Annotated in this window: 1 protein-coding gene; it reads right to left on the minus strand. The window is 63.7% G+C overall.

All coding sequences use genetic code 11. From position 1 onward, the window contains the following. On the minus strand, nucleotides 1–681 hold a 681-nt coding region (locus GHO42_RS04225), incomplete at both ends, for a MobA/MobL family protein (RefSeq protein WP_178114892.1).

Consider the following 681-nt stretch of genomic DNA (forward strand, 5'->3'; position numbering starts at 1 on the left):
CCCTTGGGCCTTCGTGAAGGGTTGCCGGCCGACCCAGCTCCGCAGCTCGATCCATGTCGCCGGCATCGAGCGCAGCGGCGCGCTGCTCAATCAAAGAACGCCGATCCACCCGCGCCTCAAGCCCGGCGCGCTCCAGTGATTGGTTGGTTCGACCCTCGATCATGGCCCGTATCCACTCCACCTCTTGCGGGCCGCGCTTCACATCGTCCAGTTCGCGGGTCTTCTCGCCCAACTGGCCCGACGCATCAAGGCGGCGCGTGGTCATCAATATATGGACGTGGTGATTACGGTTGTCGCCCTCTCGGTCGGGCTGGTGAACGGCAAGCGTTCCCGCTGTGCCGTAGCGATCGGCCAAGCCCTGGGCAATCGACTTGGCCAGCTCTCGGCGTTGTACCTGGTCAAGTTCGTGAGGCAGTGCGACCAGTACTTCCCGGGCCACTCGGGCGTTCTTACGAACCTCGGCGGCTTCGGCCTTGTTCCACAGTTCAGAACCTGACTGTGGAGCCATACCGACCGGAGCAAATGACTCGACGTGATCCACGCCGGAACGGCGGGTGTAGTCGTGAATGTCGCCGGTGCGCTCGTCGATGATTCGCGCTGCATTCCGATACGCAGCGGCGGCAGGGGTGGAACGGCCACTGCTACGACGGATGGGTTTGACGGGTGCGGAGTAGAGCGCCA

This window comes from Pseudomonas sp. FSL R10-0056 (assembly GCF_009600105.1).
GTDB classification, from domain to species: Bacteria; Pseudomonadota; Gammaproteobacteria; order Pseudomonadales; family Pseudomonadaceae; genus Aquipseudomonas; species Aquipseudomonas bubulae.